This window comes from Amycolatopsis bullii (genome assembly GCF_014654205.1).
Lineage (GTDB): Bacteria > Actinomycetota > Actinomycetes > Mycobacteriales > Pseudonocardiaceae > Amycolatopsis > Amycolatopsis plumensis.
This window is the reverse complement of sequence record NZ_BNAW01000009.1, coordinates 30,715-55,722: the sequence shown is the minus strand read 5'-3', so window position 1 is coordinate 55,722 and position 25,008 is coordinate 30,715. Positions and strand designations below refer to the sequence as shown.

Below are 25,008 nucleotides of genomic sequence, written 5' to 3'. Positions count from 1 at the left end.
AACGCCTAGACGCGCCCGTGCTGGCGAAGTGTTCACATGTGATCTCGATCACTGGCGAGCGCGGGGATCTCTGCCACCATCGACCGGGATGACTCCTGACGAGGCCCCCGGCTGGCGCCGGCTCGACCCGCCCCTGCCGACCCCGTGGAGCGGCGACGTCGCTCCGGACAACGTCCTGCCCGAGTACCCGCGCCCCCAGCTGACGCGGCCGCGCTGGCTGAACCTCAACGGCGTCTGGGAGTACGCGGGCTGGCCGTCGTCGCCGGACGAACCACGGCCGTCCGGCTACGCCGAGCGCATCCTGGTCCCGTTCCCGCCGGAATCGGCGTTGTCCGGAATCCGGCGACGCGACGAAGTCCTCTGGTACCGGCGCCTTTTCGACGTTCCCGCCGACTGGCGCGGGTCACGGGTCCTCCTGCACTTCGGCGCGGTCGACCAGACGGCGAAGGTCTGGGTCAACAACCAGCTCGTCGCGACCCACGAAGGCGGCTACACGGCGTTCAGCGCGGACATCACCGACGTCCTGCGCGCCTCGGGACCGCAGGAGCTGACCGTCCGCGCCGAGGACTGCACCGACATCGAGCCCTTCCCGGTCGGCAAACAACGCAACGCGCCCGGCGGGATCTGCTACACGCCGTCGTCCGGAATCTGGCAAACGGTGTGGCTGGAGCCGGTCCCCGAGGCCCGGGTCGAGCGGCTGGAGCTGACTCCGGACTTGACCGGGGTGACGGTGTTGCCCCAGGTCACGGGCGGCGACGAGGTCGTTGTCGTCTTTTCGGACAACGACGTCGAGATCGCACGAGCCTCCGGCGCAGCCGGGACGTCGATTCGCGTGGACGTCCCGTCGCCGCGCCTCTGGACACCCGACGACCCGCACCTCTATTCGCTGCGCGTCCAGCTGCTCGACGAGCGTGGTGCGATTTCGGACGAGGTCGGCAGCTACGCCGGCCTGCGGACGATCGGCCTGGTCCCGGACCCGCACGGGCGTCCCCGGATCGCGCTCAACGACCGGGTCACCTTCCTGCACGGACCCCTCGACCAGGGCTACTGGCCGGACGGCATCTCGACCGCGCCCACCGACGACGCCCTGCGGTTCGACCTCGAGAAGACGAAGGAACTGGGCTTCAATTTCGTCCGCAAGCACGTCAAGGTGGAGCCGGCCCGCTGGTACTTCTGGGCCGACACGCTGGGCCTGGTCGTCTGGCAGGACATGCCGTCGCTGACCGTGTCGTTCGACGGCCCGCCCGGGATCGCACCGGACCCGGTGCCGCGGGCGCGCGAGCGGTTCGAGGCCGAGCTGGCCGAGATGGTGACGCAACTGCAAGCGGTCCCGTCGATCGTCGGCTGGGTCCCGTTCAACGAGGGCTGGGGCGAGTTCGACACGGCCCGTGTCGCGGAATCGGTCAAAGCCCTCGACTCGACGCGGCTGGTGATCGCGAACAGCGGCGTCAACTGCTGTTTCTCGCGGCCGGACAGCGGCGCGGGCGACGTCTACGACGACCACACGTACGTGGGCCCGGGTACGCCGTCGGTGAGCGACGGCCGCGCGATCGTCGACGGCGAGTATGGCGGCCTTGGTCTCGTTCTGGACGACCACCGCTGGCCTGGTCCGCCGAACGCGTACGAGATGACGCCGACGCGAGAGCGGCTCACCGAGCGGTACGCGGAGGTGAGCGCCGCGCTCGAGCGAGTGGTGGCGGAGCGCGGCTTGTCCGGTGCCGTCTACACCCAGACGACGGATGTCGAAAACGAGGTCAACGGCCTGCTCACCTACGACCGCCACGTGGTCAAAGTGGACCCGGTGGTGGTCGCCGAGTGCGTGCGAAAGGTGATCGAGGCGGGCTCGTCCTGAATTCGACCACGGCGGGGGACCGGTGTCCCCCGCCGTCGGACGTCAAGCCGGCAGCGCGGCCTCGATGGCCTTGACGACCGCCTCGTCCTCGGGCTCGGTGCGCGGCCGGAACCGCGCCAGGACCTCGCCGTCGGCGCCGACGAGGAACTTTTCGAAGTTCCACTGGACGTCGCCCGCCGCGCCCTCGGCGTCGGCGGTCTCGGTCAGTTCGGCGTAGAGCGGGTGCCGGCCTTCGCCGTTGACGTCGATCTTCTCGAACAGCGGGAACGTGACGCCGTAGGTCGTCGAGCAGAACGTCTGGATCTCGTCCGCGCTGCCGGGTTCCTGGCCGGCGAACTGGTTGCACGGAAACCCGACGACGGAGAAGCCGTGCTCGCCGAAGCGTTCCTGCAGCCGCTCGAGACCGGAATACTGCGGGGTGAGGCCGCATTTCGACGCGACGTTGACCACGAGCAGCGCCTTGCCCGCGAACTCGCCCAGCGAGCTGTCCCGCCCGTCGAGGGTCTTGAGCGGAATTTCGTGGATTCCCATCCGGGGGTCCCTTTCAGTCGTGCTTCAGCGCCCGGGCGTCGAGGTGCCCGAACGGTCCGTCGTCGGCCCGGTAGCGCGCGGCGAGTTCCGCGGCCCGCGCGCGATCGCCGCAGCGCAGCAACCCGGCCAGCGTGTCGAAACGCTCGGTGTGGACCGCCGCGCGACGACGGGCGTAGTCCGCGGCCGAGTCCTTCGTGACCATGAACGCCCAGTCGCTTTCCAGCGCTAGCATGGCCTCGGCGACGGCCTGGTCGGCGACGGTGTCCCGTGCCATGGTCGCCAAACCGGCAACGAGGTCGAGCAGCCGCTCCTGCAGCGCCGCGTTGGCGGCGACCATGTCCTTGACCTGCTCGCCGTCCCAGACGCGCCAGTCCTTGCCCGAGCCCCACGACGACGCAGGCAGGTCGATCGGCTCGCCGACGTGGCCGGCTTCCATCGCGCCCTTCAGCGTCGTCACCCGCACGCCGGCCTCGGGAAGCGCACGCAGCACGCCCTCCAGCCACGCCGGTCCTTCGTGCCACCAGTGCCCGAAGAGCTCCGTGTCGTACGCGGCGACCACGAGCGCCTCACGCCCGTGTTGCCGCTTCAGCGACCGAAGCCGCGTCACGACTGTCTCGACGAAGTCCTTGACGTGGGTGCCCAGAACGTCCGCGGCGAGCGCTGGGTCGTACGGCGCCTTGTCCTGTGGCTCGACCGTCTTGCCGGTGACCCGCGCCGCCTTGAGGCCGACCTCGTGCTGCCAGGTGTGGAAGTCGCGGTAGGCGGCGTGGCCGGGGTAGCCGGCCTTCGGCGACCAGACGCGGTAGGTGACCTCGAGGTCCCGGCCGAACGCGAGGACGTTGGTACCGCCGACCGGTCGCGCGGCCCAGGTCTCGCCGCGCAGCGACGGGCCGTCGACCAGGAACCGCCGCACGCCCGCCGCGGCGTAGTCGTTTTCCATACCAGGCGCGTAGCCGCACTCCGGAGCCCAAATCCCCTCGGGTTGCGACCCGAGCCGCAGGGCCGTGTCGGCGAGACCGGCGTTCAGCGCGAACTCCCGCACCCGCGGGTCCAGTAGTGGCTGGAACGGGTGCGCGAGCGGCCCGCCGAGCAGCTCGATGGTCGAACTGTCGACCAGGGACCGCAGGACCGGGGAGAAGCCGTGCCGCCACCGCGTGCCGAGCTCCTCGGCCGCGCGGACGGCGGTCCGGTGCTCGGCCGCGGCGAGTTCGCGCAGCAGCGGGTCGCCGCGCCACAGGGTCGACGCGTGCTGGGCGCGCAACTGCCAATGACCGAGCCAGTCGTGGAACGCGCGGATGCTGTAGGGATCGTCGAGCTGCGCGGCGAGCACCGGCGTCACGCCCAGCGTCAGCACGTCGCGGCGGCCTTCGGCGGCGAAGCGCTCCAGGAGTTCGACCATCGGCAGGTAGGAGTGCGCCCACGCCTGGTAGAGCCACTCCTCGCCGACCGGCCAGCTCCCGTGGTGCGGCAGCCACGGCAGGTGGCTGTGCACGACGAGGCAGAAGGTGCCCTCGCTCATCGGCGCACCGCCACGGCGATCAGGTCGAGGCTGGTGTCGAGGTCGTCGCCGTGGATGTCGAAGCCAGTGGCCTCGATCGCGGCGACGTCGGCGAGCAGCGCCTCCGGCCAGACGGCCTGACCCGGCAGCTCGCCCATGACCACGTCCAGCTGGGCGTCGATGATCGAACCGCCGTACCGCTCGTCGAGCGCCCGAACGGCCTCGCCGTGGTGCAACCCGTGCAGGGTCTCGACGTCGAAGCCGGCGTCGGTGAGCAGCGCGGCCAGTTCGGACGGCGCCAGCTCGCGGGTGTGGAACGGGTTCAGCGGCGTGTCGCTGTCCGGGGTGAAGGTCAGCCGGTTCGGCGTCGTGACCAGCAGTTTGCCGTTTTCCGGCAACACCCGCCGGCACTCGGCGAGGAACCCGGCCTGGTCCCACAGGTGCTCGATGACCTGGAAATTGGCGACGACGTCGACCGCGCCGTCCCGGACCGGGAGGAAGGCCAGGTTGGCCCGTGCGACGGCGACCTCGGGGTAGCGGCGGGCGACGTGCTCGGTGGTCGGGACGTCGTAGTCCAGCGCGAGCACCCGGCGGGCGGTGGTCGCGAGCAGACTCCCGCCGTAGCCCTCGCCGCAGCCGGCTTCGAGCACCGTCGCGTCCGCGCAGTGGGGGAGCAGGGCGGCGTACGCGGCTTCGTGGCGCCTGAACCAGTAGTTCTCCTCGGCGATGCCGGGGACGGTCCGCTCGCCGGTCAGGTGCAGCGCCTCGGCCCGGGTGGCTGGGGTGGTCACCTCCGCGACCCTAGCGGGTGTCACGTCCGGCACCGCCCTCTCGTTCCGTGGTCATGCAACGGACCATCACCCGCGTACTGCTCGTCTTCTTCGGCTTGGTCGAGGCCATGGTCGGAATGTGGCCACTGATGTCGCCGACCGGCTTCTACCAGGACTTTCCCGGCTTCCGCACCGGCTGGGTGGCGATGGACGGGCCGTTCAACGAGCACCTCCTGCGCGACTTCGGCGGCCTGAACCTGGCGCTCGCCGCCCTCCTCGTCGGAGCCGCCGTGATCGGCACCACATCGGTCGCCCGGCTCGCCGGTGTGGCGGCGCTGCTGTTCGGACTGCCGCACTTCCTCTACCACCTCGGCCACGTGTCGCACTTCGCGCCGATCGACCAAGGGCTGATCATCACCACGACCGGGCTGGGCGTCGTGGTGCCGCTCGCGGTGCTGGCGATCCCGGGGCGGCGGCTCAGCCGACCGGCGACACCGTGATGCCGAGCGCGCCGGGGCCGAGGTGCGCGCCGATGACCGTGCTCGCTTCGACGACCATGCTTTCGACCATCCCCGGCACCCGGCGTTCGATCTGCCTGCCGATCTCCAGTTCGTGGTCGCCGGCGCCGAACCGGGTCACGGCGATGTCGGCGCGGAACCCGCCGGACTTCTTCACCGCGAGGTCCACCATCTTGGCCAGCGCGCGCCGCGTGCCGGGCACGCGGGCCAGCGGGGCGACCTCGCCGTCCTTGACCGTGAGCAGCGGCTTGATCGAGAACGCGCTGCCGAGCATGGCCTGGGCGGCACCGATCCGGCCGCCGCGGCGGAGGTATTCGAGGGTGTCGACGTAGATGAACTCGGTGCTCGTGGTGCACCGGCGTTCGGCGGCATCGATGACCCGCTCGGCGTCCGCGCCGGCCGCGGCGGCCCGCGCGGCCGACACGGCGGCGAAGCCGAGGCTCATGCCGGTGGTCCGGCTGTCCAGGACGTGCACCGGGATGCGGACCTGCTGGGCGGCCTCCCGAGCCGCGCGGACGGTGTCGGACATACGGCCGGAGATGTGGATGCTGACGATGGCGGTCGCCCCGGCGGCGGCGGCTTCCTGGTAGGCCCAGAAGAACGCCCCCGGGTCCGGGGGCGCGGTGACGATGACCTGCCCGGCTCTCATGGCGTCGATCACTTCGCCGCGGTCGAAGCGGTTTTCGTCGTCGTAGTGGCTGCCCAGGCTCAGCTGGATCTGGACAACCCCGATGGCCCACCGGGAAGCGACGAGGTCGGGCAGGCAGGAGCTCGAGTCGGTGATGACGGCGATGCGCGCGGGCATGGTGGGGGAGGTTAATGCCTGACACCCACTGCGAGTAGGCCGTGGTTGGTCCGATCGGACGAACGGCAGGTCGGGTGGGGTAACCGGTCAACTACCGGGACGATGGTCCCAGTAAATTGCTCATCCAGGTGAATGGCGTCACCTCAACGGGTCCTGCGCGCCGAATGGCCCTAATCTACCGGCCAGTAGAGCACTGTCCCGTGGTTGCCCGCGGGCCACGAACCGGGAGGTCGAAGCAGACCCATGACCAACATCGTCGTCCTGGTCAAGCAGGTACCGGACACCTACTCGGAGCGGAAGCTCAACGGGTCCGACCACACCCTTGACCGCGAATCCGCCGACGCCGTGCTCGACGAGATCAACGAGAAGGCCGTCGAAGAAGCGCTGAAGATCAAGGAGGCCGGCGAGGGCGAGGTCACCGTGATCTCGGTGGGCCCGGACCGCGCGACCGACGCCATCCGCAAGGCACTGTCCATGGGCGCCGACAAGGCCATCCACGTCTCCGACGAGGCGCTGCACGGCTCCGACGCGATCGCCACCGCCAAGGTGCTCGCCGCCGCGATCGGCAAGGTCGAGGGCTTCGACCTGGTCATCGCCGGCAACGAGTCCTCCGATGGCCGCGGTGGCGCCGTCCCGGCGATCCTCGCCGAGCTGCTGGGCCTGCCGCAGGTCACCTACGTGCGTGAGCTGACCGTCGACGGTTCGACGATCAAGGCCACCCGCGAGACCGAGGACGGCCTGACCCACCTCGAGGCGAGCCTGCCCGCGATCGTGAGCGTCGGCGAGAAGATCAACGAGCCGCGCTACCCGTCCTTCAAGGGCATCATGGCCGCGAAGAAGAAGCCGGTCGAGACGTTCACCATCGCCGACCTGGGCGTCGACGCGGGCGAGGTCGGCCTCGCCAACGCGTGGTCGCAGGTGACCGAGTCCGCGCCGAAGCCGCCGCGCACCGCCGGCGAGAAGGTCGAGGACGAGGGTGACGGCGGCACCAAGGTCGCCGAGTACCTGGTCGGCCAGAAGCTCATCTGACAACGGCTCTTCGAGGAGGAAGTAGAACCATGGCTGAAGTACTCGTCCTCGTCGACCACGTCGACGGTGAGGTCAAGAAGGTCACGCTCGAGCTGCTGACCGCCGCCCGCGCGCTCGGTGAGCCGTCGGCCGTCGTCGTCGGCCCGACCGGGACCGCCGCGAAGGCGAAGCAGGCGCTGGCGTCGCACGGCGCCGCCAAGGTGTATGTCGCGGAAGGCGACGACGCCGCGAACTACCTGGTCACGCCCAAGGTGGACGTGCTCGCCGCGCTCGCGCAGCAGGCGTCCCCGGCGGCCGTGCTCGTCACCGCCAGCGGTGAGGGCAAGGAGGTCGCCGCCCGCCTGGCCGTGCGCCTGGGCTCCGGCCTGATCTACGACGCCGTGGGCGTCAACGGCGACGGCGTCATCGACCAGTCCATCTTCGGTGGCGCGTTCTCGGTCAAGTCCAAGTCCGCCAAGGGTGCGCCGGTCGTCTCGATCCGCCCGGGCGCGGTCGAGGCCGAGCCCGCCGAGGGCGCGGCGGCCGAAGAGACCGTCGAGCTCCCCGCGGTCGACGCGGCGAAGGCCACCAAGATCACCGGCGTCGAGCCGGTCACCGGCGGCGACCGCCCGGAGCTGACCGAGGCCTCGATCGTGGTCTCCGGTGGCCGCGGCGTCGGCTCGGCGGAGAAGTTCGACGTCGTCGAGAAGCTGGCCGACTCGCTCGGCGCGGCTGTCGGCGCGTCGCGTGCCGCCGTCGACTCCGGCTACTACCCGGCGCAGTTCCAGGTGGGCCAGACCGGCAAGACCGTGTCGCCGCAGCTGTACATCGCGCTCGGCATCTCCGGCGCGATCCAGCACCGCGCCGGCATGCAGACGTCGAAGACGATCATCGCCGTCAACAAGGACCCGGAGGCGCCGATCTTCGAGATCGCCGACTTCGGCATCGTCGGTGACCTGTTCAACGTCGCGCCGCAGCTGACCGAAGCGGTCGAGAAGCGCAAGGGCTGATCTTCGCCCGCGAAGGGGCCCTCCGGACGACCCGGAGGGCCCCTTCGTGCGTTTTCGGGACAGAGAACCCCCCATTAACTGAACGTGCATTTATCGGTCATCGGATGGCACTCTCCGCGGCTTCCTCCGCGCAGGTACACCTTGACCATGACGACGTCACAGCTCCTCGTCAGCACTGATCAGGCGGGTGCCGAGCTCCCCGCCGACGCCCCCCGGTACTCGCTTCTCGTCGCGCACGCGAACGACGAAGTGGTCGCGGCGCAGAAACTGCGGCACCGGGTTTTCGCCGAGGAAATGGGTGCGCGGCTCCACTCCCCGCGGCCCGGTCTCGACGTCGACGAGTTCGACGAGTTCTGCGACCACCTCGTGGTCCGCGACGACAACACGGGCGACATCGTCGGCTGCTACCGCATGCTGCCGCCGGAGCGCGCCGCCCAGGCCGGGAAGCTCTACGCCGACAGCGAATTCGACCTGGCGGCGATCGGAGGCCTGCGCCCGTCGCTGGTCGAGACCGGCCGGTCGTGCGTGCACCCGGACCACCGCAGCGGCGCCGTCGTGAGCCTGGTCTGGGCCGGGATCGCCCGCTACATGCTGCTTTCCGGCCACCGCTACCTGGCCGGCTGCGCGTCCGTCCCGCTCGTGGACGACGGTTCCTTCGCCGCCGGCGTGTGGGACCTCCTGCGCGCCAAGCACTACTCCGACGAGGCTACGCGCGTCGCGCCGCTGATCCCGTGGGACGCCTCGGGCATCGAGCGCCCGGCGCGGCCCACGCTGCCCCCGCTGATCAAGGGCTACGTCCGTCTCGGCGCCAAGGTCTGCGGGCCGCCAGCGCTCGACGCCGACTTCGGCGTCGCGGACTTCTTCGTGCTGCTGGACCTGCAGAACGTCGACGAGCGCTACCTGAAGTTCTTCCTCGGGGGCCAGGGATGAGCCACGCGTGGATGCCGTCCTCGCCGTGCGGAGACGAGTGCCTCACCGCCGACGACCCGCTGGTCGGCCTCCCGCGCCGGGTCCTGCGCTTCGCGGCGGCGATCTCGGTGGTCCTCGCGGCACTGGTGTCCGCACCCTTGCTGCTGGTCGCCCCCGGCCGTGAGCGCTTGCTCAGGCTCGTGTTCCTGGGCGTGCTGCGCGCGTTCGGCGTCCGGTTGGACATCCGGGGCGGCGGCGACTTCCTGACCGCGCCCGCCGGCCGCGGCGCGCTGGTGGTCAACAACCACATCTCGTGGCTGGACATCATCGCGATCAACGCGCTGCGGCCGATGCGCGCGCTGGCCAAGAAGGAGATCGCGAGCTGGCCGGTGCTCGGCGGCCTGGTCCGCCGCGGCGGCAGCATCTTCCTCGACCGCGAGCGGCTGAGGACCCTGCCCGCCACGATGGCGGCGCTGGCCGACGCACTCCGGACGGGCTCGTTGGTGAGCGTCACGCCGGAGGGCACGACGTGGTGCGGTCTGGCTTCGGGCCGCTTCACCACGGCGACGTTCCAGGCGGCCATCGACGGCGGTGTCCCGGTGCGTCCGATCGCGCTGCGGTACCGCCTCGCCGACGGCCGCGAGACCAGCCGCCCGGCGTTCATCGGCCCGGAGTCGCTGATCGCCTCCCTGCGCCGGGTCGCGGCCCTGCGCGGTCTGGTGCTCGAGATTTACATCTGCCCGGAGATCGCCCCCGGCCGGGCCGAAACCCGCCGTGAACTGGCCGACCTCGCCGAGTCCGCGGTCCATTCCGCGCTGGGCACGGTGCAGATCCCGGTCCAGCAGCGCCGCCGGACCCCGCGCCGCCAGGCGGCCCCACTGGCTTCGCCTCCCGCGAAGTGATCCGGGCCCTGTCGCCGCGATCCGGCGGCAGGCCCGGATTGGGGGACCCGGCCGCCATCACCCGGCGGCCGGTCCCGGTCCGCTTCGTTCAGCCGACGGCGATCGTCAGTTTTCCGCCAGGGTGCCCGCCCTCGCTCTCGACCTGCGCCGCGGCCGCCTCGGCCAGCGGATAGCTCCTGCCCTGCGCGATGCCGACCCCGCGATCGGTCACCCAGCCGGCGATCCCGGTGAGGACCTCACGGGTCTGCTCGCCCCCGCTGGAGAACGGGATCCCCAGCTCGAACGCGGCCGCATCGGCGATCGTGATGATCCGGTCCTTGCTGCCGCGCAGCTCCACGGACCCCGGCAGCACGCCGTGCCCGGCAGCGTCGAAAACGGCGTCCACCGGCCCGGTCGTCGCCTCACGAACCCGCTCCACCCAGCCGTCGCCGTAGAGCACAGGGACGACGCCCAGCGACTTGAGGTCGTCGAGGCTCCGGCTGCCGCCGGTCCCGATGACGGTCACACCCTGCGCGACGGCGACCTGCGCGGCGAACCGCCCGACCGTGCCGCTGGCGCCGTGGAGCAGCAGCGTCTCGCCCTCGCGGACCCCAAGCAGCCCGAGGACGCGAAGCGCGGTCTCGCCGGCGACCGGCAACGCGGCGGCGTCCGCCCACGAAAGGCTCCCGGGCTTCGGCGCGACCGTCTTGGCGAGCGCGTATTCGGCGTAGGCTCCGGTCTCCGACCAGCCGAACACTTCGTCGCCCACGGCGAAGTCCGCGCCCTCTCCGACGGCGTCGACGACCCCGGCGACCTCGAGGCCCGGGATGTGCGGGAACGGGACCTGGAAATTCTGCTGCATGGCGCCGTTGCGGATCTTCCAGTCGATCGGGTTGACCCCGGCGGCCCGCACGGCCAGCCGCACCTGTCCCGGGCCCGGCTCCGGCGTCGGGACGTCGGACAGTTGCAGGACTTCCGGTCCGCCGTATGCGGAGAAGGTGATCGCTCGCATGGTGGTTCTCGCTCCTTGGTTCGTGACCTTCGGTTCGAATGTCCTCCCTCGGAAGTCAACTCGCCCGGCGGAGCCGCCGAACCGCCCGGACGAGCAGTGTTCACTAGCCGGACGAGCAGGTCGCCGGATCCCGGCCGCGCCTACCTTGGAGACCATGGACGTTTCCTGGTCGGATCCGCGGCACGTGCTGGGCGTCGTCGAACGGCTCCTGTCAGCACCCCGGCCCCAGCTGCTCAGCCGGTTCACCGCGGAGCTGGGCAAGCTGATCCCGCACCGCGCGGCCGCGATGCAGACGGGCGACTGCCCCCGCAGCCCGTTCAAGGCCATCGGCGACGAAGCGATCACGCAGGCAGTAACGAGCGTCGAGCTACAGCGGCTGGTCGACCGCAGCGAGCCGGACAAAGCCCTGGTGACCGACGGCATCCTCGGAGGCGTCGAGCGTCGCCTGATCCTGCTCACTTCGACACCCGCGGTCGGCCACGGCGCGATGATCGCCGTGGTGCTGGAAGCCGCGGAGCCGCCGTCGGCAGAACTGGAGCTGGCGGCTCAGCTGTGGCACATCGTCAGCACCGACGCAGGCCAGCGGGCGACGGACCCGGGCCCGGACGTCCTGGCCAGCAGCCTCGCCGCGGCCTCCGCTCGCGCCCAGGTGATCACCGACCTCGGCCAGACGCACGCGGCCACCCTGGTCACCCTCCTGTCGGTGCTCCGTTCCGGCCGGCTCTCCGACGCCGTCGCCCGCCGCACCGCGGTCGACCTCGCCGCCGACGCGCTGCTCGAGCTCAAAGGCGTCGGCGACCGTGACCAAGTTCTGTCCGCGGAGCCGTCGGACGCGGCATTCGCCGTCCTCAAGGCCCAGCTGGCCGACCTGGTCCGGCACACGGAAGTCGACGTCGACCTCGTCGACCCGGTCGGCGACGCGTCCCTCCCGCAGGACATCGCCCACACGGCACGGACGCTGACCCGCGGCCTGGTGCTCGCAGCGTTGGACCGGCCCGCGACCACGCGCTTGAGGGCGTCCTGGCGCGTGGACGGATCGGTGCTGCGGATCACCGTCCGCGACGATTGCCCCGAAGTCGCCGACGCGGTCCCGCCCCGAGGCCTGACCGAGCGCCTGACGGCCCTCGGCGGCCACTGGGAGGTCGACGCCGTGCCGGACTGGGGCACAACGGTCACCGCGGTCCTCCCGCTCGGTGTCACAGAGCCGCCGGAGCTGCGTCCGCTCGACGGGCTCAATCCGCGCGAACTGGAGGTTCTGTCGGGCATCTCCCAAGGCCTGCGCAACCGGCAGATCGCCGAGCAACTGCAGCTCAGCGAGCACACGGTGAAGTTCCACGTCCGCAACATCCTCGACAAGCTGGACGTGAGTTCCCGCGGCGAGGCGGCGGCACTGGCCCGCGACCTGCCGCTGGAACCGGTGGCGCACCGCTCCGCCTGAACCACCTTGACCTCCAGCGGGCTGGAGGTTGCACGCTGCTGATCATGGCCTCGACGATCGACTCCGCACCCCGCCGCCGAAGTGTGCTCTGGACCGCGGAACACCGCCTGACCACGATCGCGCTGCTGCTCGTGGTCACATTGGTCGCGTTCGAGAGCATGGGCGTGGCGACGGCGATGCCGACCCTGGTCGCCGACCTCCACGGTGCGTCGCTCTATTCGTGGCCTTTCACGATCTTCCTGGTCTCCAGCGTGGTAGCGACGGTGCTTTCGGGCCGGATCGGCGACCGCCGCGGCCCAGCGCCGGCGCTGCTGGCGGGACCCGTGCTGTTTGCGGTCGGCCTGGTCGTCGCGGGGAAAGCGAGCGGAATGCCGATGCTCCTCCTGGGCCGTGCGCTGCAGGGCTTCGGCTCGGGGTTGCTCCTCGTCTCGGTTTCGCTCCTGATCGCGCTGACCTTCACCGACCACGAACGTCCGGTCATCTACGCCGCAAACGCAGCCGCCTGGGTCCTGCCTGCGGTCATCGGGCCTTCGGTGGCAGGGGTCGTGACGGTCAGCATCGGCTGGCGCTGGGTCTTCCTCGGCTTGGTTCCGCTGGTGGTCGTCGGGGTGCTCATGCTGGTCGTGGTCGTCCGGCGCTTGCCCGCGCACGAACCCGCCACCGGCGGCCGACGGGCGAGCGTGCCGCAGGCGATTATCGCCGCGCTCGGTGTCGCGGCGTTGACATGGGCGGCCCAGCACCAGTCGTGGATCGCGCTCGGCTACGGCACGGTCGGCCTGATCGCACTGGCCTACGCCCTCCGGACGCTGCTGCCGTCAGGGACGTTGACTTCCCGCCCTGGCCTGCCGACGGTTGTCGCCTCCCGAGCCCTGATCGCCGGGGCGTATGCGGGGATGGAGGCATACCTGCCGCTGACGATGGGTGCGGTCCACGGCTACAACCCCGCCCTGGCCGGCCTGCCGCTGACGATCACGGCGTGGGGCTGGTCCGCGGCGTCGGCAGCGCAAGGCCGGTACCTCGAGTGGTCGAGGGAGGCGTCGCTGCGCACGGGGTTCTGGCTGGTCGCGGCCGGCCTGGTCGGCTTCGGCCTGGTCTCGCAGCCGTGGTTCCCCGGCTGGATCGCATTCGTGGCCTGCGCGGTCGGCGGCGCAGGCATGGGGATTGCGATGCCCGCGATCTCCGTCCTCCTGCTCCGCTACTCGCCCGAGGGTGAGCGCGGATTCAACACCTCGGCGATGCAGCTCGCGGACTGGGTCGGATCCGCGCTGCTCATCGGCCTGGGTGGGGTCCTGCTCGGCGCGGTCGGCTCGGTTGTCGACCCGTCACCGGCGATGGCCCTGCTCACGGTGACCCTGGTGGCTCTCGCGATGGTGGGCGTCCGGCTGACCGGGCGGTGGCCGTCAAAGGTGTGACAGCCCACTTCGAGAGCCAGGGTGGGCTTCGTCACGCGCTGGAGCGGACTACCCTGGAACAGCGATGACCTATCTCGACCACGCGGCGACCACTCCGATGTTGCCCGAAGCCATAGCGGCAATGACCGAGGCGCTGTCCACCGTGGGCAACGCCTCGGCGCTGCACTCTTCGGGTCGCCGGGCTCGCCGGATGGTCGAGGAAGCCCGCGAAACCATCGCCGAGGCGCTGGGCGCCCGTCCCTCCGAGGTGCTCTTCACCGGCGGGGGTACCGAGAGCGACAACCTCGCGATCAAGGGCATCTACTGGGCCCGCCGCGGCGAGCAGGAACAGCGTCGTCGCATCCTGTGCGGTGCCGCGGAGCACCACGCAGTGCTCGATACCGTCGAATGGCTCGAAGCTCACAGCGGTGCCGAGGTCACGTGGCTCGACGTGGACAGTCAGGGACGGGTGTCGCCTGACGTCCTCCGCGCAGCCATCGCAGCGGATCCCGAATCTGTCGCGTTGGCCACCGTGATGTGGGCGAACAACGAGGTCGGCACAATCAATCCGATCGCCGAGCTGGCGGCGGTGTGCGCCGAGTTCGACATCCCATTCCACACGGACGCGGTTCAGGCCGTCGGGGCCGTCCCGGTCGATTTCGCGGCCAGTGGCGCTGCTGCGCTCACCCTGACCGGACACAAGCTCGGCGGCCCGTTCGGTGTGGGAGCGCTTCTGCTCGGGCGGGACGTACCGTGTGCGCCTCTGCTTCACGGCGGAGGCCAGGAGCGCAACATCCGCTCCGGCACCCTGGACGTCCCGGCAATCGTGGGGTTCGCGGCTGCCGTCCGACTGAGCGTCGCGACCCGAGCCGACTACGCGAAGCGCGTCGAGGAACTCCGGGACGGCCTCGTCGAGGCCGTCCAGCGCGAGGTGCCGGACGCCGTTCTCAACGGTGGAGAGGGCGAGAGGCTGCCCAGCCACGCCCACTTCACCTTTCCCGGATGCGCCGGCGACAGCCTGTTGATGCTGCTCGACGCCAAGGGCATCGAATGCTCGACGGGGTCTGCCTGCACTGCAGGCGTCGCCCAGCCGAGCCATGTGCTGCTCGCCATGGGTGCCGACCCGGCGGCGGCTCGTGGTTCCCTCCGTTTCTCCCTTGGACACACATCGACCGCCGCGGACATCGAGGCGGTGGCTGCGGAGATCGGTGGTGTCGTCATGCGCGCCCGGCAGGCCGGCCTCGCCGGAATGCGCAAGCAGACCCAGAAGCAAGAGGTGTAAGGCATGCGGGTTTTGGCCGCGATGAGCGGAGGAGTGGACTCGGCGGTCGCCGCGGCGCGCGCGGTCGACGCCGGGCACGACGTCGTCGGTGTGCACCTGGCCCTGTCGGCCAAACCGGGAACGCTGCGGACCGGCTCGCGCGGGTGTTGCACGATCGAGGACTCGCACGACGCCCGACGGGCTGCTGACATCCTCGGGATCCCGTTCTACATCTGGGACTTCGCCGAGCGCTTCACCGAAGAGGTCGTTGAGACCTTCGTCGGCGAATACGCTGCCGGGCGCACTCCGAATCCGTGTGTCACCTGCAACGAGAAGATCAAGTTCGAAGCCCTTCTTGAGAAGGCGATGGCGCTTGGATTCGATGCGGTCGCGACAGGCCACTACGCGCGCCTCTCCGTGGTGGACGGCGTGCCCGAGTTGCGTCGTAGCGCGGACAGCGGCAAGGACCAATCGTACGTCCTCGCGTCGTTGACACCGGAGCAGCTCAGCCACGCCATGTTCCCCCTGGGAGACTCCTGGAAGACCGACGTGCGAGCCGAGGCGGAGCGGCGAGGCCTGTCCGTCGCCAACAAGCCGGACAGCCACGACATCTGCTTCATCCCGGACGGCGATACCAAGAAGTTCCTGGAGAACCGGCTGGGGCAGCGTCCCGGTGAGCTCGTGGACGCGGAAACGGGTGCGGTCCTCGGCCGGCACACCGGGGTGCACGGGTTCACCGTCGGCCAGCGCAAGGGGCTGGGAATCGATGCACCGGCACCGGATGGCCGTCCTCGGTACGTTCTGTCACTCGAACCGGTGTCGGGCTCCGTCAAGGTGGGCTCCGCGGCCGGACTTGGCGTCAAGGTGATCGAGGCTGACCGGGCGATCTGGCCCAGCGGGCGGCCGCTGAGCGAACCCACCGAGTGCGTGGTCCAGGTCAGGGCCCACGGAGGGATCGTGGACGCGGTCGCCGACGTGGACAACGACACCATGACGGTGCACTTGCGCGAGCCGCTGCGTGGAGTCGCTCCAGGGCAGGTCGTCGTTCTCTACCGCCCTGACCCCGAAGGTGGGGACGTCGTGCTCGGCAGCGCGAAGATCTCAGGAACCCGCTGATCGTCGGTCACCTCCGGTGCTTCTTACGGAGCCGGTTCGTCCGACGGCGGGCGGGGTGCATCGACGGTGGGGTCGTCGAATGGACCTGTCCTGACGGTGTCGCGACATTGACGGTGCCTTCCGGCGTGACTTCGTAGTCCCAGCCAGGCTGTCCCGCCAGCTTGCCGTGCCGCGAGCACAAGGTGACTGCCTGGTCTGCAACGCCTTCCGGCTCGCCCTTCGTGCGAGTCGCTTTGATCCCGCATCTCTGTGCGGGGCGCGTGCATCCTGGCTGTCGGCATTCCTGGTCGCGAACCCGGATGAACTCGTCCTGATCGAGCGCGTAGCGCGTCGGCGACAGTTCGACCGCGTGGCCGGTTCGCGGGTCGGTGAGAACCCGGCGCAGCGTCGTACCGGAGCCGCCGACGATGTGGCGAGCGAGCGCAGCCGCGATGGGCCCGCGACCGGACAACGCTGCCGGCGTCTGATTGAGGCCGAGATAGGTGGCCAGATCGATGTGCAGGAAGACCTCGGTGCGTTCGCTCGGGCCGCCGTTGCCGCTGAGGAGCAGATCGATGGCCACGTCCGCTCGGAGCTGATCCAGCGTTCGCGGTTCGTCCGGCGTCTTCAGCGCACGGGCGGTCTGGTCGACGCGGGCATAGGCCGCGGTTGCCTTTTCGGTCGGTGCGTTGTTGACCGACAGGTGGGTCACGCCGGCGTCCTGGTGGTGGAGGGTGACCCGCCGCTCGACCAGCTTTCGTTCGGTGCGGAGCGCTGCGCCTTCGGGATCGGCCTGCGCGGCGGCGTAGGCCGCGGCCCGGCGGACCTGGGTGGCGTTCTTCCCCGGAATCCGACCCTCGAGCGTTGCGTCGACGACACGGACGTGTTCTCCCGACAGCCATGCCGTCGCGTCGGTGACTTTCATGGCGCGATAAAGGTCGAGCTGGCCGTCATCCATGAGATTCAGCATGCGGGGCAGGCGGGCGATCAGCGCTTTGGCCGCGGAAACGATGGCACTGGCGCGATGTTCCGTTGTGGACAAGGCCAACGCCACTTCCGAGGACGCGCTGGGCGCCTGTCTCCGCCGCACGCTCAGGTCCGCGATCGCTCTCAGCTGCAGTGCTTGCAGCTTCGAGATCTCCGCGTCCGTATCGCGGATCAAGTCGATGACCTGCTCGTCCTTCATGCGCTGCAACGTGTTCGGGTCGGCCCGGATCGACTGCAGCACGAACGGAAGTTCGCCGGCAGCGCTCTGGGCGGTTGCAGGGACGAGCTTGCGGACTGGTTGTGAAGATGTCATGAGTCCGACGGTACGACGGCTCGCGAGAAAAGTCATCGAAACGGCGCGAACGGTCCCTTCGCGCCGTTCTATTGACTAATCACCATTGTTTGTGCTTCGTTGATGTGAATGGACGTCCACGCTGGGGTTGGAGAAGATTCAATGTCCGAAATAGACAGTCGTTGCTTCGCGACAAGTGGCGACGCCCGCCGCTCAGAGCTTGAGCTTGAAACCCGTGTGACTGGGCAGGAACCCGAGTCGCTCGTAGAACCGGTGCGCTCCTGTCCTGGAGGTGTCCGACGTGAGCTGCACGAGGGCGCACCCGCGCCGCCGCGACTCGTCGATCGCCCAGCGGACGAGGTCGGCACCCAGGCCGGTGCCGCGATGGTCGGCGTGGATCCGCACGGCCTCGATCTGGCCGCGAAGCGCGCCGCGCCTGGCGAGGCCCGGAATGATCGTCAGCTGCAAGGTGCCGACCGGCTTGTCACCTGTTGCGACGACTACCAGAAGCTGATTCGGATCCGCGTCGATCTCGGCGAAGGCGCGCAGGTACGGCTCAAGGTCGCCGGGATCGTCCCGGGTGGCGCCGAGCTGGTCGTCCGCCAGCATGTGAACGATCGCTTCGATGTCTTCTCGCCGTGCTCTGCGGATGGTGTAGTCGGCCACGGCGTCAGTATCACAGGACGCGGGAGAACCCCTGGTAGCTGTACTCGAAACCGAAGCGTGAGTAGAAGTCACGTAGGTCGCCGCGGGTGAGGCCCGAATCAAGGTGGATGCGTGCGCAACCGCGCCGACGGGCTTCGTCGATACCCCAGGTCAGGAGCGCGCTGGTCACACCGCGCCGCGCGGCGCGGATGCCCTCGAGCAGACCACGAGGCGCGCCGTCCCAGGCCAGGCCGCGGAGCACGGTCAGCTGCGCGGTGCCGGCGACGCCGTTGTCGTCCTCGGCCACGACAAGCGTGACGTGCGAGGTGTTCATGAGTTCCTGGAGCGCGGTTGCCAACGGTTCGCCCGGTGCGCCGAACAGGCGCACGAGCGCCTCGACGTCCGTGGCCCGGGCGCGTCTGATGACCTCCATTTCATCCAGTATGCAGGAGGCAGGTCGGTGGACCTGACTGCGACGAGGCGGCTACCCGCAGTGCGGGGCGGCGCCCTGTGTCAGGCGACCGCGTAACGACGAATCCCGTCGACGGCTTGGGCGCTCAATTTTCCTTGGGAAACCAGGAGGTCCAGGTGTGCGGCGGTCTCCAAAACCGCGAGCATCTGGTTGAAGGAGTCCATTTCGGACAGTTTGCGGTTGCGGCGGGTCCACCCCATCCGGTGTGCGGCTTCGTACGCGCAAGTCGCGCCGGCCGCGATTTGCGACGCTACCGTCTCGAGACGTTGGCGATGGTGCTCCAGCAGTTCGTCGACCCGGGTGTGCACGCTCTCGGACACCGGACCGTGGGCGGGGAGCATGCGGCGGTCCGGCATGGCACGCACCAGGCGGAGCGAGCCGAGGAAGTCGTTGAGCGGCAACTCGGCCGGCACCGGCTGGAACCCGATGGAGGGTGTGATGTGCGGCAGGACGTGGTCACCGGAGAACAACAGGCCGGCCGTGTCGTCGACGAAGACGACGTGCCCGGACGTGTGTCCCGGAGTGGCGACGACTTCGAATTCGCGCCCGGGCAGGATCGGCCGCGGGCCCGGCGTCAGCCATTCGTCGGGCGCTTCCCAGAGGTCGGCTTCCGTGTGCCGCCGGTTCGTGCCGAACTGCCGGGCGAGCGCTTCCACGACTTCGCCGGCCCCGGCCTGAAACAAGAGGTCGACCTGGGCCTCCATCGGCAGGCGGTCGGGATTGCCGGATGCCTTGAGCGATGGCTCTTCGTCCTGGCCGAGCGCGATCTTCGAACCGAAGTCACGACGGAGGACCACCGCCTGCGAATAGTGGTCCCGATGCACGTGGGTGACGAGGAACTCGCTGACGTCGGCGAGTCCGGCGCCGATCCCGGCCAGAGCGTCGGCGAGCTGTTGCCGGGCCACGGTCAGCGCCCACCCCGAGTCGACCAGCACCAGCTTCTCGCCGTCGGTGACCGCGTAGACGTTGACCGCGCGCAGAGCATCGTTGGGCAGCGGCAACGGGATCCGGTAGACGCCTGAAGTGACCTCGTAGATTCCGGGCTCGGTCCAGTTCCTGTCGCTGCTTTCCGGCAACGGCTCCACGGTGACCTCCCGTCCCGGCGAGACTGCGGCGTCCCGGCCTTTCTTCACCCTGAGCCGTGCCGGGCCCGCTGTCCACCGGGAGGAGATGAGACGCCGGTCACCTCGGTCAGTCGGTGTCCTGCTTCAGCGCGGTGTCGATGGTCAGGGCGGCCGCGACCACCATGCTGGCGAGCGGATCCGGCAGCGGGTGAGGGATCTCCACGACGTAGTTGTCGGCCGTGGTGAAGGCGGCTTTGAGGAACCCGCCCCAGGTCTTGGTCACCCGGGCGACCTCGGTGCCGGCGTGGTCGCGGATCGAGAAGTTCCAGGCGCGCCAGTTCTCGGCGAAGATCCCGCCGACCGACCTGCCGTCGACGATGAAGCCGAACCGGATCTTGCCGAAGACGTTCTCCTGGACGATCTCACCGATCGGCGTCTCGTCCGCCCTGGTGACGAGGAACCGGGACTTGAACACCTTCGCCGGCCGGGTCACCTTGAGCACGGTGCTGTGGTTGGCGTCGCGGATCTCGAACTTGTGGGTCAGGAACTGGTCGTAGTTGGTCAGGAGCCGGATCGCCTTCTTCAGCGTGCTCTGGCCCACCTCGACGACCCCGCCGAGCTGGTTGCCGTGCTGGTCGAAGACGCCGAACTCGTTGGCCATCTCGATCAGCTTGGCTCGCTGGTTGACCACGAGGACCGGCTCGGTGAACAGGGTGCCGCTCCCGGCGCGTGCGGCGCCCCGGCCGCGTGTCGCGCGATTGACCTGGTTCTGGATCCGGGCCGGGTCGTGGGCGCGTTCGATGTCCAGCTCGATCGGCTCGGAATCGCTCGATGGCGGGGAGGGGTAGGCCGGCCGGGTGTCGGCGGTCCAGGCCTGGCCGTCCCACCATCGGTGCAGACGGGGGTCCCGCGCGTCCGGGTACCAGCCCGGCTGCGGTGGGGAACTGGTCATGGCCGGTCAGCCTATCGCCGTGGACGCACCCATGGTGCCGGTCAAGGGATATGCGGTGAATGTCCGCATCCCGGCGCCCCGGCCGGTGCCGTCGTCCAGGGATCGACCAGAATCGGTGGCCGTGAGTGAGCGAATCTGGGCCAGCGGAGCCGCGACGGCGATCGGCTCGATGCCGGGCAACGATCCCGCCGAAGCGGCTGCCGTCGTGTTCGGCGAGTTGCCCGACTTCCCGCACCTGCCCGAGTTGCCGGCCCGCGGCGTCGGCGCGGACATGCTCGGCCGGACCGCCGCACTGCTCGTCGATCTGGCCGTCGACGTCGTGCCGAGTGGCTATCGCGTCGCGTCCCGGCCTGGGCACGAACATCGCCGGGCCGTCGACCTGCTCCGCTGGGATCTCGACGCCGTGCAGGAGGCGCGGGAGAAGGCCGGGGTCACCCCGCCGGTCTTCAAGATCCAGCTGGCCGGGCCGTGGACCCTGGGCGCCGGAATCGAATTGCCCCGGGGGCATCGGGTGCTCACCGATCGCGGGGCCCTGCGGGACTTCACGTCGTCCCTCTTGGACGGCCTGGCCGGACATGTCGCGGAGGTGCAGGCCAGGACCGGTGCGCCGGTGGTGGTCCAGTTCGACGAACCGTCGTTGCCCGCGGTGCTGGCCGGCGGCCTGTCGACGCCGTCCGGCTACGGCAACGTCCCGGCAGTGCCGGCGCCCGAAGCCCGCCAGCTGCTCACCACCGTCATCGACGGCGCCCGCCGCATCACCGATCGCCCGGTGATCTTGCACTGCTGCGCCGCGAAACCGCCTCTCGGTCTGCTGCGGGAGGCCGGCGCGGACGCCTTGGCGTTCGACCTCGCCGCGCTCGACGGCGCCTCCGCCGCGTTCCTCGACGAGATCGGCGAAGTGTGGGACGGCGGGGCCACGTTGTTCCTGGGGGCGGTGCCGGCAACGGCGCCCGGAGCGCCGCCGAGCCTGAAGGATGTCGGTGAGCCGGCGTTCCGGCTGGCCGACCGGCTCGGGTTCAACCGCAGCGTCCTCGCCGAACGGGCCGTGCCGACGCCTGCCTGCGGCCTCGCCGGCGCGACGCCGGAATGGATGCGCCGCGCCCTCTCGCTCACCCGGGACCTCGGCAAAGCCTTCGTGGAGCCGCCGGAAGGCTGGTGACGGAATCCGGCGACTCGCGGACGTCCGCCTCGGCCGGCAAGTAGCGTTGGCGAGTAGCCGACCGAACGAGGACCTCCCGAAACCATGCGTCTGTTCCGCCGCAAGAGCACCGCCGCCGACCCGCCCGACCCGCGCACCGCGTGGCCGGAGCAGCCCGTGCCGGATGATCCCGCAGCCGCCGCGGAGGCGTTCTGGCACGGCTGGTTCGAGCTGCTTCCGATGGTCAGTGCCGCTCTGGGCGAGGGCGAGCCACATCGGGTCGAGCACGAGCTCTGCGAGCTGGTGGAGGCGCTGCACCCGCGGCTGCACTTCTCGCTGGAGCGTGGTCGCCAAGCGATCTACGCCCTGGTCGTGACGGGCCAGGAAGACCCTGAAGTGCGGCCGTTCACCGACGCGTGGCGCGCTGCCGCCCCGCCGGACGACGCGATCTGGGAGTACCACGACTCGGTTCCGCCGGTCCCCGATCCGACCGAGGTCACGGTGAACCTCGGCAGGCACCGGATCGCGCTGGCCGAAGTCCGCGTCGTCGCTCAGGTGGACGACGACGAGCAGGTGGTCGACGTCGCGGTCTTCCACCCGCGCTTCGGCGACCTCGACGACGCCACCCGGCAGACCATGACCTTCCTGCCCCTCGATGCGACATTGGGTGAACGGCTCGCCGCCGAACGGTTACGGCGCGTCGAGACCGCCGAAGCCGAGCCCGCCGGCTCCATCACCCTTCTGGAGTTCCGTGAACTGGTCCGCGGACTGGGCGGCAACCACGACGAAAATGTCGGTACCGCCGACTAGGGTTACCACCCGTGAGCAGCACCGACCTTCCCCAGGACCAGAACGCCGAGGACGTGACCGACGTCCCGGCCGACGTGCGTGAGCGGCACGGCGCCCTCGCCGAGGAACTGCGCAACCACCAGTTCCGCTACTACGTCCTGGACTCGCCGATCATCTCCGACGGGCAGTTCGACGAGCTGCTGGGCGAACTTCAGCAGCTCGAGGACGACTACCCCGGGCTGGTCACGCCCGATTCGCCGACGCAGCGTGTCGGAGGCACGTTCTCGACCGAATTCACCGCGTACGACCACCTCGAGCGCATGCTCAGCCTGGACAACGTGTTCGACCGGGACGAGTTCCTGGCGTGGGTGGAACGCGTCGAGAAGGAGGTCGGGCAGACCGAGTTCCTGGCCGAGCTGAAGATCGACGGCCTGGCGATCAACCTCCTGTACGAAAACGGCCACCTCACCCGGGCCCTCACCCGCGGCGACGGCCGGACCGGGGAGGACGTCACGCTGAACGTCCGCACGCTCGACCAAGTCCCGGAAACGCTCACCGCCACCGACCAGTTCCCGGTGCCCGCCCTGGTCGAGGTGCGCGGCGAGGTCTATTTCCGCGTCGAGGACTTCCTCGAGCTGAACGCGAAGATGGTCGAGGCGGGCAAGCCGCCGTACGCGAACCCGCGCAACACCGCGGCCGGCTCGCTGCGGCAGAAGGACCCGAAGATCACGCGCGAGCGGCGCCTCCGGCTGATCTGCCACGGTCTCGGCAAGCGCGACGGCTTCGAGCCCCAGCGTCAGTCGGAGGCGTACGACGCGCTGGCGGCTTGGGGGCTACCGGTGTCGCCGCACAGCAAAGTCCTGACGTCGGCCGACGAACTCACCGCACACATCACCTACTGGGGTGAACACCGGCACGACGCCGAGCACGAGATCGACGGCGTGGTCATCAAGGTCGACAGGGTGGCGCTGCAACGGCGGCTCGGCACGACGTCACGCGCGCCACGGTGGGCGATCGCGTACAAGTACCCGCCCGAAGAAGCCATCACGACGCTGCTGGACATCCAGGTCAACGTCGGGCGGACCGGACGGGTGACCCCGTTCGCCGTCACCGAGCCGGTGAAGGTCGCGGGGTCGACCGTCGCGCGGGCCACCCTGCACAACCAGGAAGAGGTCAAGCGCAAGGGCGTGCTGATCGGCGACCGGATCGTCATCCGGAAGGCCGGTGACGTCATCCCCGAGGTGCTCGGGCCGGTGGTGGACGCGCGAACCGGTGACGAGCGCGAGTTCGTCATGCCCACCCACTGCCCGGCCTGCGGTACCGAACTCGCCTACCAGAAAGAGGGCGACAAGGACATCCGGTGCCCGAACAGCCGGTTCTGCCCTGCGCAGCTGCGAGAGCGTCTGTTCAGCCTGGCCGGGCGCGGCGCCTTCGACATCGAGGTCCTCGGGTACGAAGCGGCGGCTGCGCTGCTCGACGCGCGGGTGATCGCCGACGAGGGCGACGTCTTCGACCTCGACGAGGACAGTCTCGCCGAGGTGGAACTCTTCCGTACCAAAGCCGGCGAGTTGTCGGCGAACGCGCGGAAGCTGCTCGCCAACCTGGAGGTGGCGAAGGACCGGCCGTTGTGGAAGGTGCTGGTCGCTTTGTCGATCCGGCACGTCGGTCCGACCGCGGCGCAGGCACTGGCGCGAGAGTTCGGCTCGATCGAGCGCATCGAGCAGGCGACCGAGGAGGAGCTCGCGGACGTCGACGGCGTCGGCCCGACCATCGCGCGCGCGACGCAGGAGTGGTTCGAGGTCGGCTGGCACCGGGAGATCGTCGAAAAATGGCGACGCGCCGGCGTCCGGATGGAGGAGGAGCGCGACGACTCGATCCCGCGCAACCTCGAGGGCCTGTCGATCGTGGTGACGGGCTCGCTCGACGGCTTCTCCCGCGACGAGGCCAAGGAGGTCATCATGGCCCGCGGTGGCAAGGCCGCCGGGTCGGTCTCGAAGAAGACCGCTTTCGTCGTCGTCGGGGATTCGCCTGGTTCGAAATACGACAAGGCGGTTCAGCTCAAGGTGCCGGTGCTCGACGAAGGCGGCTTCCGCGTCCTGCTGGAGCAGGGCCCCGACGCGGCGCGGGAGGTGGCGCTGCCGGCCGGCGACGAGACCGCCGAAGGAGAGACTGGGGGATCGGATGGGTGAGGTCGAGATCCGGCCGCCGCGGGCCGAGGAATACGCCGCGGCGGGCGAGGTCACGGTCCAGGCGTACGAAGCCGACGGCCACCTGGCCGACGACGTCGGCTACGACGCGATGCTGCGTGACGTCGCGCGGCGGGCCGAGGCGGCTGAGGTTCTCGTCGCCGTGGACGGGGCGAGGAACGTGGTCGGCACCGTGACCATCGTGCGGCCCGGGTCGGAGTACGCCGAGATCTCGCGTCCGGGGGAGCTGGAGTTCCGGATGCTGGCGGTGGCGCCGTCGGCGCGTGGCCGCGGTGTCGGCGAAGCCTTGATCAAGGCTGTCTTCGACCACGCTCGTGCGCTCGGGCTCCGCAAGGTGGTGCTGAGCAGCCTCGACCGGATGCACAGCGCGCATCGGCTCTACGAACGTCTCGGGTTCACGCGCCTGGCCGAGCGAGACTGGCGGCCGTTCCCGCACATCACCCTCATCGCCTACCAGATCGACCTCTGACCTGGGCTTCGTCG

At 70.0% G+C, this 25,008-nt stretch carries 24 protein-coding genes; 14 read left to right on the top strand and 10 right to left on the bottom strand.

Translation table 11 applies throughout. The features are described from left to right. Positions 1–88: 88 nt before the first annotated feature. Positions 89–1,852 carry a glycoside hydrolase family 2 protein gene (locus IE317_RS13880; RefSeq protein WP_191309973.1) on the top strand — a complete coding sequence of 588 codons (1,764 nt, stop codon included), beginning with the start codon at positions 89–91 and terminating at the stop codon, positions 1,850–1,852. Positions 1,853–1,894: 42 nt separating this feature from the next. On the opposite strand, the gene IE317_RS13875 is transcribed toward IE317_RS13880, so the two are convergent. The 3 genes from IE317_RS13875 to IE317_RS13865 are packed head-to-tail and all read right to left on the bottom strand — an operon-like array spanning position 1,895 to position 4,672. Then, entirely contained in the window at positions 1,895–2,383 is a 489-nt protein-coding gene (locus IE317_RS13875; protein WP_191309971.1) for a glutathione peroxidase, read from the bottom strand. Positions 2,384–2,396: 13 nt separating this feature from the next. Next, a complete protein-coding gene (locus IE317_RS13870; protein ID WP_191309970.1) occupies positions 2,397–3,902 on the bottom strand; it encodes a 1,4-alpha-glucan branching protein domain-containing protein in 1,506 nt (501 codons plus the stop codon). Further along, positions 3,899–4,672, bottom strand: coding sequence for a class I SAM-dependent methyltransferase (locus tag IE317_RS13865; RefSeq protein WP_191309968.1), 774 nt, complete (start codon positions 4,670–4,672; stop codon positions 3,899–3,901). Before IE317_RS13865 ends, IE317_RS13870 begins: the two co-directional genes overlap by 4 nt. A 53-nt stretch (positions 4,673–4,725) precedes the next feature. Between IE317_RS13865 and IE317_RS13860 the strand changes: the two genes are divergently transcribed. Then, positions 4,726–5,151: a hypothetical protein gene (locus IE317_RS13860; RefSeq protein WP_191309966.1), complete on the top strand. Its 426-nt coding sequence runs from the start codon at positions 4,726–4,728 to the stop codon at positions 5,149–5,151. On the opposite strand, the gene IE317_RS13855 is transcribed toward IE317_RS13860, so the two are convergent. Beyond that, a complete protein-coding gene (locus IE317_RS13855) occupies positions 5,129–5,974 on the bottom strand; it encodes a DegV family protein (protein ID WP_191309965.1) in 846 nt (281 codons plus the stop codon). The two genes, IE317_RS13860 and IE317_RS13855, sit on opposite strands and share 23 nt — an antisense overlap. Positions 5,975–6,217: 243 nt before the next feature. Here IE317_RS13855 and IE317_RS13850 point away from each other — a divergent pair, with 243 nt between their 5' ends. The 4 genes from IE317_RS13850 (at position 6,218) to IE317_RS13835 (ending at position 9,803) form a co-directional block, all read left to right on the top strand. Continuing rightward, the gene (locus IE317_RS13850; RefSeq protein ID WP_191309963.1) at positions 6,218–7,003 is read left to right on the top strand and encodes an electron transfer flavoprotein subunit beta/FixA family protein; all 786 of its coding nucleotides are present in this window, start codon (positions 6,218–6,220) and stop codon (positions 7,001–7,003) included. Positions 7,004–7,032: 29 nt separating this feature from the next. Continuing rightward, positions 7,033–7,992: an electron transfer flavoprotein subunit alpha/FixB family protein gene (locus IE317_RS13845; RefSeq protein ID WP_043780820.1), complete on the top strand. Its 960-nt coding sequence runs from the start codon at positions 7,033–7,035 to the stop codon at positions 7,990–7,992. Between the two features lie 147 nt (positions 7,993–8,139). After that, positions 8,140–8,922 (top strand): GNAT family N-acetyltransferase, encoded by a 783-nt coding sequence (locus IE317_RS13840; protein WP_191309962.1) that lies wholly within the window; start codon positions 8,140–8,142, stop codon positions 8,920–8,922. Continuing rightward, entirely contained in the window at positions 8,919–9,803 is an 885-nt protein-coding gene (locus tag IE317_RS13835) for a lysophospholipid acyltransferase family protein (protein WP_191309961.1), read from the top strand. Before IE317_RS13840 ends, IE317_RS13835 begins: the two co-directional genes overlap by 4 nt. Before the next feature lie 88 nt (positions 9,804–9,891). On the opposite strand, the gene IE317_RS13830 is transcribed toward IE317_RS13835, so the two are convergent. Next, complete coding sequence (locus tag IE317_RS13830) at positions 9,892–10,794, bottom strand: NADP-dependent oxidoreductase (protein ID WP_191309959.1); 903 nt, start codon at positions 10,792–10,794, stop codon at positions 9,892–9,894. Positions 10,795–10,948: 154 nt separating this feature from the next. Between IE317_RS13830 and IE317_RS13825 the strand changes: the two genes are divergently transcribed. The 4 genes from IE317_RS13825 to mnmA all read left to right on the top strand — a co-directional run bounded on the left by IE317_RS13825 (position 10,949) and on the right by mnmA (position 16,000). Beyond that, the gene (locus IE317_RS13825; protein WP_191309957.1) at positions 10,949–12,232 is read left to right on the top strand and encodes a response regulator transcription factor; all 1,284 of its coding nucleotides are present in this window, start codon (positions 10,949–10,951) and stop codon (positions 12,230–12,232) included. 44 nt (positions 12,233–12,276) lie between these two features. Beyond that, entirely contained in the window at positions 12,277–13,644 is a 1,368-nt protein-coding gene (locus IE317_RS13820; protein ID WP_191309956.1) for an MFS transporter, read from the top strand. A 64-nt stretch (positions 13,645–13,708) separates the two neighbouring features. Then, entirely contained in the window at positions 13,709–14,905 is a 1,197-nt protein-coding gene (locus tag IE317_RS13815) for a cysteine desulfurase family protein (protein WP_191309954.1), read from the top strand. A 3-nt stretch (positions 14,906–14,908) separates the two neighbouring features. Further along, positions 14,909–16,000 carry a tRNA 2-thiouridine(34) synthase MnmA gene (mnmA, locus tag IE317_RS13810; protein WP_191309953.1) on the top strand — a complete coding sequence of 364 codons (1,092 nt, stop codon included), beginning with the start codon at positions 14,909–14,911 and terminating at the stop codon, positions 15,998–16,000. A 7-nt stretch (positions 16,001–16,007) separates the two neighbouring features. On the opposite strand, the gene IE317_RS13805 is transcribed toward mnmA, so the two are convergent. The 5 genes from IE317_RS13805 to IE317_RS13785 form a co-directional block, all read right to left on the bottom strand. Beyond that, positions 16,008–17,279, bottom strand: a complete 1,272-nt coding sequence (locus tag IE317_RS13805; RefSeq protein ID WP_191309951.1) for a DUF222 domain-containing protein — start codon at positions 17,277–17,279, stop codon at positions 16,008–16,010. Between the two features lie 192 nt (positions 17,280–17,471). Further along, positions 17,472–17,924 (bottom strand): GNAT family N-acetyltransferase, encoded by a 453-nt coding sequence (locus tag IE317_RS13800; RefSeq protein WP_191309949.1) that lies wholly within the window; start codon positions 17,922–17,924, stop codon positions 17,472–17,474. A gap of 10 nt (positions 17,925–17,934) precedes the next feature. Further along, entirely contained in the window at positions 17,935–18,336 is a 402-nt protein-coding gene (locus tag IE317_RS13795; RefSeq protein ID WP_191309948.1) for a GNAT family N-acetyltransferase, read from the bottom strand. Positions 18,337–18,416: 80 nt separating this feature from the next. Further along, positions 18,417–19,460, bottom strand: a complete 1,044-nt coding sequence (locus IE317_RS13790; protein WP_191309946.1) for an MBL fold metallo-hydrolase — start codon at positions 19,458–19,460, stop codon at positions 18,417–18,419. Between the two features lie 106 nt (positions 19,461–19,566). Then, positions 19,567–20,391: a phospholipid scramblase-related protein gene (locus IE317_RS13785; RefSeq protein ID WP_191309944.1), complete on the bottom strand. Its 825-nt coding sequence runs from the start codon at positions 20,389–20,391 to the stop codon at positions 19,567–19,569. 121 nt (positions 20,392–20,512) lie between these two features. Between IE317_RS13785 and IE317_RS13780 the strand changes: the two genes are divergently transcribed. From IE317_RS13780 to IE317_RS13765, 4 genes are all read left to right on the top strand, one after another. After that, positions 20,513–21,550, top strand: coding sequence for a methionine synthase (locus IE317_RS13780; protein ID WP_191309943.1), 1,038 nt, complete (start codon positions 20,513–20,515; stop codon positions 21,548–21,550). Between the two features lie 84 nt (positions 21,551–21,634). After that, a complete protein-coding gene (locus tag IE317_RS13775; protein ID WP_191309941.1) occupies positions 21,635–22,339 on the top strand; it encodes a hypothetical protein in 705 nt (234 codons plus the stop codon). An 11-nt stretch (positions 22,340–22,350) separates the two neighbouring features. Continuing rightward, the gene (gene ligA / locus IE317_RS13770; RefSeq protein WP_191309939.1) at positions 22,351–24,507 is read left to right on the top strand and encodes an NAD-dependent DNA ligase LigA; all 2,157 of its coding nucleotides are present in this window, start codon (positions 22,351–22,353) and stop codon (positions 24,505–24,507) included. Next, entirely contained in the window at positions 24,500–24,994 is a 495-nt protein-coding gene (locus tag IE317_RS13765; protein ID WP_191309938.1) for a GNAT family N-acetyltransferase, read from the top strand. Before ligA ends, IE317_RS13765 begins: the two co-directional genes overlap by 8 nt. The last annotated feature ends 14 nt before the right edge of the window (positions 24,995–25,008 follow it).

Coding starts and splice junctions, on each gene's coding strand:
- IE317_RS13880 (WP_191309973.1), top strand. CDS start 89: ATGACTCCTGACGAGGCCCCCGGCTGGCGCCGGCTCGACCCGCCCCTG.
- IE317_RS13875 (WP_191309971.1), bottom strand. CDS start 2,383: ATGGGAATCCACGAAATTCCGCTCAAGACCCTCGACGGGCGGGACAGC.
- IE317_RS13870 (WP_191309970.1), bottom strand. CDS start 3,902: ATGAGCGAGGGCACCTTCTGCCTCGTCGTGCACAGCCACCTGCCGTGG.
- IE317_RS13860 (WP_191309966.1), top strand. CDS start 4,726: ATGCAACGGACCATCACCCGCGTACTGCTCGTCTTCTTCGGCTTGGTC.
- IE317_RS13855 (WP_191309965.1), bottom strand. CDS start 5,974: ATGCCCGCGCGCATCGCCGTCATCACCGACTCGAGCTCCTGCCTGCCC.
- IE317_RS13850 (WP_191309963.1), top strand. CDS start 6,218: ATGACCAACATCGTCGTCCTGGTCAAGCAGGTACCGGACACCTACTCG.
- IE317_RS13845 (WP_043780820.1), top strand. CDS start 7,033: ATGGCTGAAGTACTCGTCCTCGTCGACCACGTCGACGGTGAGGTCAAG.
- IE317_RS13840 (WP_191309962.1), top strand. CDS start 8,140: ATGACGACGTCACAGCTCCTCGTCAGCACTGATCAGGCGGGTGCCGAG.
- IE317_RS13835 (WP_191309961.1), top strand. CDS start 8,919: ATGAGCCACGCGTGGATGCCGTCCTCGCCGTGCGGAGACGAGTGCCTC.
- IE317_RS13830 (WP_191309959.1), bottom strand. CDS start 10,794: ATGCGAGCGATCACCTTCTCCGCATACGGCGGACCGGAAGTCCTGCAA.
- IE317_RS13825 (WP_191309957.1), top strand. CDS start 10,949: ATGGACGTTTCCTGGTCGGATCCGCGGCACGTGCTGGGCGTCGTCGAA.
- IE317_RS13820 (WP_191309956.1), top strand. CDS start 12,277: ATGGCCTCGACGATCGACTCCGCACCCCGCCGCCGAAGTGTGCTCTGG.
- IE317_RS13815 (WP_191309954.1), top strand. CDS start 13,709: ATGACCTATCTCGACCACGCGGCGACCACTCCGATGTTGCCCGAAGCC.
- mnmA (WP_191309953.1), top strand. CDS start 14,909: ATGCGGGTTTTGGCCGCGATGAGCGGAGGAGTGGACTCGGCGGTCGCC.
- IE317_RS13805 (WP_191309951.1), bottom strand. CDS start 17,279: ATGACATCTTCACAACCAGTCCGCAAGCTCGTCCCTGCAACCGCCCAG.
- IE317_RS13795 (WP_191309948.1), bottom strand. CDS start 18,336: ATGGAGGTCATCAGACGCGCCCGGGCCACGGACGTCGAGGCGCTCGTG.
- IE317_RS13785 (WP_191309944.1), bottom strand. CDS start 20,391: ATGACCAGTTCCCCACCGCAGCCGGGCTGGTACCCGGACGCGCGGGAC.
- IE317_RS13775 (WP_191309941.1), top strand. CDS start 21,635: ATGCGTCTGTTCCGCCGCAAGAGCACCGCCGCCGACCCGCCCGACCCG.
- IE317_RS13765 (WP_191309938.1), top strand. CDS start 24,500: ATGGGTGAGGTCGAGATCCGGCCGCCGCGGGCCGAGGAATACGCCGCG.